Here is a 5611-nt window from a genome sequence, read left to right on the forward strand (position 1 = left end):
ATCCCGGCCCCCCCGCCGGCGCCGCCGGCACCGCCTGCGCCGCCGTCGGACATCACGGCGAGCCAGGATCTGAGCTACAACAACCAGATCAAGCCGAAGTACCCGCCCCAGGCCATGCGGCAACGGCATGAGGGTACGGTTACTCTGCTGGTGCTGGTCGGCGTCGACGGCAGCGTCAAGGACGTCAAGGTCGAGACTTCCAGCGGCTATCGCGAGCTTGATCGCGCTGCGATGGATGCTGTCCGCCGGTGGCGTTTCAATGCGGAAGTCAAGAACGGCCAGAAGGTCGAAGGCTACGCACGCGTACCCGTCAACTTCTCTCTCAACCAGCTGTAACCCTCATTACAGTCCACCAGTTCACGCCTGACATCTCTAAAGGTAGCGTCATGATGTTCCTACAAACTGCACCGACCCAGGGCGGCACCTCCAACGCCGAAGCCATGAAGCACATGGGCTTCGGGGACCTGATCCATAACTTCGACCCGCTGGGCTGGATCGTCTTCGTCACCCTGGTGGTGATGTCGTTCGCCTCCTGGTACTTCATCATCGCCAACGCGATCCGCAACGCGATGGTCCGTTCCCGCGCCGAGAAGGTGATCCAGGGCTTCTGGGGCACCACCTCGACCCAGGAAGCGATCCGCGACCTGGAAGCCCAGCCCAAGGGCGAACCCTTCTCGAAGATCGCGCTGGACGCGGCCTCTGCGGTGGCCCACCACCAGCAGGCCACGGCTGCCGCCGCCGGTGGCGGTCGCCTCGCCGAGTCGCTCAGCCGCTCGGAGTTCATCGACCGCGCGCTGCGCCAGGCCGTGGCCCGCGAGAGCCTGCGTCTGGAAGGCGGTATGACCCTGCTGGCGACGGTCGGCTCGTCCGCGCCGTTCATCGGTCTGCTCGGTACCGTGTGGGGCATCTACCACGCGCTGATCAAGATTTCCGCCTCCGGCAACGCCTCGATGGAAGCGGTCGCCGGCCCGGTGGGTGAGGCGCTGATCATGACCGCGTTCGGTCTGTTCACCGCGATCCCGGCCGTGCTCGCGTACAACTTCTTCAACCGTTCGAACCGCATGACCTATGCCCAGTTCGACGAGTTCGCGCACGATCTGCACGACTTCTTCGCCACCGGTTCGCGTGTCGAAGGCGTGGCGCCGACCCAGAAGTGAGGGCTTGAGCCATGGCGATGAGTACCGGAGGCAATTCCGGCGGCCCGATGTCGGAGATCAACGTCACGCCGCTGGTCGACGTGATGCTGGTGCTGCTGATCATCTTCATGATTACGGCGCCGCTGATGTCGCACCGGATCACCGTGCCGTTGCCCAATGCCAACCCCAAGACGCCTGACACCGGATACGTCGAGCCGATGGACGTGGCGTTGAAGCCGGACGGCACGATGTACCTGAACGACGCCGAGGTCACCGAGGCGGAGCTGAAGGCGCAGTTCGCGGTGGCGGCGTCCAAGACGCCGCAGCCGGAAATCCAGCTTCGCGCCGACAAGGACACCGAGTACAGGTATGTCCGCAAGATCCTCGGCGACGCGAAGGCGGCAGGCATGGTCCATGTCGGTTTCATGACGACCGGCAAGGAGTAAGACGATGGCTTTCAGTTCCGGAAACACCAGCGGCCCGATGGCCGACATCAACGTCACGCCGCTGGTCGACGTGATGCTGGTGCTGTTGATCATCTTCATGATCACGGCGCCGATGCTCACCCACAAGGTGAAGGTCGACCTGCCGCAGCCGAACCCGAACATCGTCCAGCCCGAGAACCCGCTGGAACCGATCCGCTTGAAGATCGACCGCGCCGGCGCGCTGTACTGGAACGACACGCCGGTGGACGAGCTGGGCCTGAAGGCGCAGATCGCGGTGATCGCCCAGCAGACCAACCAGCCGGAGCTGCAGATCAACGCGGACGATGGCGTGGCCTACGAGGCGGTGGCCCGCGTGCTGGCCGACGCCAAGAGCTACGGGTTGACCAAGATCGGCTTTACCGAGGGACAGTGATCCTCAGGCGGATCGCTTGACACTACCGGCAGACCCCCGCGCAAGCGGGGGTTTTGCTTTGTGGGGCTTCACCACGACAACCGTAGAGGCGGGCTTCGGCCCACCGCTACTGGCCTCGCGAGCCACGGTGGGCTGAAGCCCACTTACGGGATTCGGCGGGCGATCAGCGCAGGATCTGCAGATAGCGCCGTACCGTGGGCGCCAGCCCATCGTAGAGCGCCTCGCTGATCAGCGCGTGGCCGATCGACACCTCGGCCAGCCCCGGTATCGCGGCCTTGAAGCCGCCCAGGTTGGCCTGGTTGAGATCGTGGCCGGCGTTCACCGCTAGGCCGGCCTGCTGCGCCCGCCGCGCCGTGTCCGCGCAGGCGGCCAAAGCATCGCGCGCGTCGCCCTCGGCGAAGGCTTCGGCGTAAGGACCGGTGTAGATCTCGATGCGCTGCGCGCCGATCGCCACCGCCGGCGCGAAGTCGCGCGTGCCGGCATCGACGAACAGGCTCACGCGGCAACCCAGGCCGCGCAGTTCGGCTACCAGCGGCCGCAGCCGCTCGCAGTCCGCAGCCAGGTCGAAGCCGTGGTCCGAGGTGATCTGGCCGTCGCTGTCCGGCACCAGGGTGACCTGGGTCGGGCGTGTTTCGCGGGCGAGCGCGATCAATCCGGGATAGGGGCCGCGGGCGGGCGCGAACGGATTGCCCTCGATGTTGTACTCGACGCGACCCCTCAGCATCGCGGCCAGCGCGCGCACGTCGTCCGGACGCACATGGCGCAAGTCCGGCCGCGGATGCACGGTGATGCCCCCGCAACCGGCCTCGATGCAGGTCTGCGCCGCGTGCAGGATGTCCGGTTCACTGCCGCCGCGGGAGTTGCGCAGCACGGCGATCTTGTTGAGGTTGACGCTGAGCAGGGTCATGGGCCGCAGTCCTCGGGGCGAACGCCGCAGTGGGCCGCAAACAATGCGACGAATGCTTCGCTCGGGCAAGCGCGTTCGCCGTTAGGCACCGTGATCGCTCGAGCGGGCGTATCGCCGAGGCTGCCGCCGGGGCCAGGCCCATTGCCGTCTGGGCAAGCGCGCGGTCAGCGAAAAACCAGGAAACCGCGTCGGCCACCCTGGGAACATCCGCACGATGGCCGGCACCGTGCAGCACCGCCACATCGATTCTGGCTCGGGCTCAATCTGCGGCCAGCGACCATATGCGCACCTGCCGCGCCCCTCCACGCCAGGCCAGGGTGGCCACGCAATCGCCACCGGCGCGCAACGCATGCAGCTGCCAATGGGCCGGATCGTCGCCGTCCAGGGCACGCAGTCGCGGCGTACCGCCGTCGTATCCGATGTCCAGCCGATGCAGGCCAAACGCCAGGCCGCGCCCGAGCGCCTTGAGGACGGCCTCCTTGGCGGTCCACAGATGCAGGAAGGCAACCTCACGCTCGTCCGGCGCGAGCAGAGACAGCGCTGAGACTTCGGCTGGCGTGAAGTAGCGCTGGGCCACGGCCCATGCGCGCGGCCGCGGCCGCACGCGCTCGATGTCGATGCCGGGCGCCACGCCGCGCGCCACTGCAACGACCGCGAGCGCACCGCTATGCGACCAGTTGAAGTCGAGTGCGGACACCTCGGCGAACGCGGGCCGGCCGTGCTCGCCGCTTGCCAGGCGCACCGACCCGGCAGGACGGCCAAGGTAGGCGCCGAGCAATCCAAGCAGGGGTGCTCGCCCTGTGGCCGGCGAGTACGGCAGCCGCCACACGTGCACCTCGTCATCGCGCAGGTGCTCTGCTACTTTCGCCGGCAAGGTCCCGTCAGCCACGTCCATCGACGCATGGTGCCGGGCTGGCGCCGTCCGGCACAAGCCGGCGGCCGCGCAGTGGGGGAAATCCCGTGGGTAGGTCCGACATGGGCAGGTCCGAACCGATCTTTGTCGGCGACGCCGGCAAGCCGCAGCGCCGCTCCCATGTGGCCGTCGTGGCGCAGGCATCGGCGTGATCGCCGGCTGGCTGTTGCTGGTTTCGCTGGCGTACGTGGGGCTGTTGTTCCTGGTCGCCTGGCTGGGCGACCGTCGGCCGCTGTACCCGCGCCAGCCGCGCCTGCGGCCGCTGGTCTACAGCCTCGCCCTGGCGGTGTACTGCTCGTCCTGGACGTTCTACGGCGCGGTCGGCTCGGCTGCCCGCGACGGCGTCGGCTACCTGCCGATCTACTTGGGCCCGGTGCTGCTGTTCGCGTTCGGCTTCGGCCTGCTGCAGCGGCTGGTGCAGGTGACGCGCGAGCGCAACATCACTTCGATCGCCGACTTCATCGGCGCGCGCTTCGGCAAGTCGCACGGGCTGGCGGCGCTGGTCGCCGCGATCGCGGTGATCGCCGTGGTGCCCTACATCGCGCTGCAGCTGAAGGCCGTGGCGATGTCGTTCGGCGTGCTCGGCGGCAACTCGCCGGCCGCGCCGTCGGTCGCCTCGGACAGCGCGCTGTGGTGCGCCGCGCTGCTGGCCGCGTTCGCCATCTTGTTCGGCACCCGCAGCATCGATGCGACCGAGCACCACCACGGCATGATGCTGGCGATCGCGCTGGAATCGGTGATCAAGCTTTTCGCCTTCCTGGCAGTGGCCGCCTATGCGCTGTGGAAGGGACCGGGGCTGAGCGAAAGCCTGCGGCTGCCCGCCGCGCAGCTTTCGGCGGGTGTCTCGCCCGGCTTCCTGGCGCAGACGCTGCTGGCCTTCTGCGCGATGTTCTGCCTGCCGCGGCAGTTCCAGATCGGCGTGGTCGAGTGCGAGGACCCGCGCGACCTCGCCAGGGCGCGCTGGATATTCCCGCTGTACATGGTGTTGATCTGCCTGGGCGTGCTGCCGATCCTCGCCGCCGGCACGCGCCTGCCGCAGGTGGCCAGCGGCTCGGCCGACGCGTGGCTGCTCAACCTGCCGCTGGTACTGGGCGATCCGGGCGTGGCCGTGCTTGCCTTCATCGGCGGCTTCTCGGCGGCCACCGGCATGGTGATCGTCACCTCGGTGGCGCTCTCGACGATGATCAGCAACGACCTGGTGATGCCGGCGCTGCTGCGCATCCGCGCACTGCACCTGGAGCAGCGCAGCGATCTTTCGCAACTGGTGCTGCGTGTGCGCCGGGTGGCCATCGTGGCGCTCGCCGCGATGGCCTACCTGTACTACCGGGTGGCTGCCGGCAACGAGAACCTGGCAGCCACCGGGCTGCTCGCGTTCGCCGCGGTGGCGCAGTTCGCACCGGCGATCGTGGCGGCGCTGTATTGGCGCGGCGCCAGCCGCCAGGGCGTGGCGGCGGGCCTGGTCGGCGGCTTCCTCGTGTGGGCCTACACCCTGCTGTTGCCGGCGATGAGCCGCAACGGCCAATGGCTGGAGGACGGCCCGGCGCACCTGGCCTGGCTGCGCCCGCATGCGCTGTTCCACCTGTCCGGCTGGGACCCGGTAATGCACGGCACCTTCTGGTCGCTGCTGGTCAACGTCGGCTGCCTGGTCTTCGTCTCGCTGCGCCGACGGCCGACGCTGGTGGAGCGCCTGCACGCGGCGATGTTCGTGGTGCCGTCCAGCGCCGGCCGCGCCGCCCGCGGCGACTGGCGCGGGCGCGTGGCGGTGGCCGACCTGCGCACCGTCGCCGAGCGCATCGT

At 68.5% G+C, this 5611-nt stretch carries 6 protein-coding genes and 1 pseudogene; 5 read left to right on the forward strand and 2 right to left on the reverse strand.

Going from position 1 to position 5611, the window contains the following annotated elements; genetic code table 11:
• The 4 genes from HOQ08_RS02010 to HOQ08_RS02025 all read left to right on the forward strand — a co-directional run.
• A partial coding sequence (locus HOQ08_RS02010; RefSeq protein ID WP_291190820.1) for an energy transducer TonB occupies positions 1-336 on the forward strand: 336 nt, incomplete at its 5' end.
• Positions 337-389: 53 nt separating this feature from the next.
• A complete protein-coding gene (locus tag HOQ08_RS02015; RefSeq protein WP_291190835.1) occupies positions 390-1157 on the forward strand; it encodes a MotA/TolQ/ExbB proton channel family protein in 768 nt (255 codons plus the stop codon).
• A gap of 11 nt (positions 1158-1168) precedes the next feature.
• Positions 1169-1582, forward strand: a complete 414-nt coding sequence (locus tag HOQ08_RS02020) for a biopolymer transporter ExbD (RefSeq protein WP_291190822.1) — start codon at positions 1169-1171, stop codon at positions 1580-1582.
• Between the two features lie 4 nt (positions 1583-1586).
• Complete coding sequence (locus tag HOQ08_RS02025; RefSeq protein WP_291190825.1) at positions 1587-1994, forward strand: biopolymer transporter ExbD; 408 nt, start codon at positions 1587-1589, stop codon at positions 1992-1994.
• 163 nt (positions 1995-2157) lie between these two features.
• On the opposite strand, the gene HOQ08_RS02030 is transcribed toward HOQ08_RS02025, so the two are convergent.
• Together HOQ08_RS02030 and HOQ08_RS02035 are read right to left on the reverse strand one after the other, a co-directional pair.
• The gene (locus HOQ08_RS02030; RefSeq protein ID WP_291190828.1) at positions 2158-2901 is read right to left on the reverse strand and encodes a pyridoxine 5'-phosphate synthase; all 744 of its coding nucleotides are present in this window, start codon (positions 2899-2901) and stop codon (positions 2158-2160) included.
• Between the two features lie 259 nt (positions 2902-3160).
• Positions 3161-3796, reverse strand: coding sequence for a 4'-phosphopantetheinyl transferase superfamily protein (locus tag HOQ08_RS02035; protein WP_291190831.1), 636 nt, complete (start codon positions 3794-3796; stop codon positions 3161-3163).
• 166 nt (positions 3797-3962) lie between these two features.
• On the opposite strand from HOQ08_RS02035, the pseudogene HOQ08_RS02040 reads away from it, so the two are divergent.
• Positions 3963-5611 (forward strand): annotated as a pseudogene (locus tag HOQ08_RS02040) (hybrid sensor histidine kinase/response regulator); the annotation flags it as partial.

This window comes from Frateuria sp., assembly GCF_013362045.1.
In the GTDB taxonomy this organism is placed as follows: domain Bacteria; phylum Pseudomonadota; class Gammaproteobacteria; order Xanthomonadales; family Rhodanobacteraceae; genus Frateuria_A.

Bases quoted from the DNA above. Each gene is read 5' to 3' on its own strand.
- HOQ08_RS02015 (WP_291190835.1), top strand. From the start codon at position 390: ATGTTCCTACAAACTGCACCGACCCAGGGCGGCACCTCCAACGCCGAA.
- HOQ08_RS02020 (WP_291190822.1), top strand. From the start codon at position 1,169: ATGGCGATGAGTACCGGAGGCAATTCCGGCGGCCCGATGTCGGAGATC.
- HOQ08_RS02025 (WP_291190825.1), top strand. From the start codon at position 1,587: ATGGCTTTCAGTTCCGGAAACACCAGCGGCCCGATGGCCGACATCAAC.
- HOQ08_RS02030 (WP_291190828.1), bottom strand. From the start codon at position 2,901: ATGACCCTGCTCAGCGTCAACCTCAACAAGATCGCCGTGCTGCGCAAC.
- HOQ08_RS02035 (WP_291190831.1), bottom strand. From the start codon at position 3,796: ATGGACGTGGCTGACGGGACCTTGCCGGCGAAAGTAGCAGAGCACCTG.